The sequence below is a fragment of the Cellulomonas bogoriensis 69B4 = DSM 16987 genome (genome assembly GCF_000767165.1).
GTDB classification, from domain to species: domain Bacteria; phylum Actinomycetota; class Actinomycetes; order Actinomycetales; family Cellulomonadaceae; genus Actinotalea; species Actinotalea bogoriensis.
In genome coordinates this window covers 1-423 of record NZ_AXCZ01000474.1, presented here as the reverse complement: position 1 = coordinate 423, position 423 = coordinate 1, and the positions used below count along the sequence as shown (strand labels likewise).

The 423-nt window shown below is 79.0% G+C and carries 1 pseudogene; it reads right to left on the bottom strand.

Annotation, left to right across the window (positions count from 1 at the left end):
- A pseudogene (locus N869_RS18265) lies at nt 1-423 on the bottom strand (TPM domain-containing protein); the annotation flags it as partial.

Here is a 423-nt window from a genome sequence, read left to right as displayed (position 1 = left end):
CACGTCCCGCTGGGCCTGGTGCTGGGCGTCCCGGACGAACGCCTCACCGCGCTGGGCGCACCCCAGCGCCGCGGCCGGGTCCGTGGCCCGCAGGTGGTACGCCTGCTCGTACAGGCGGCCCGCCTCCGCCAGGCGCGTCCGCGCGTCGGGCCCCACCGCCCCGCGCCGGGTCGAGACGTAGTCGGTCGTCGCACGGATCTGGGAGTGCAGGCGGCCCATCGTCTCGTCCAGCAGGGCCAGCGCCCGACGGCGCCGCTCCTCACCCTCGCGGTAGGGGGCGAGCGCCTCGTCCAGGGCCGCCTCGGCCTCGGTCAGTGCGCGCAACGCCTCCAACGGGTCACCCCCGTCGCGTGCGGCCCCGGCCTGCTCCACCGCCTCCCTGGCCCGCGCCGCGTGCGGGGCGACCGCCGTGCTCTGCGGGGC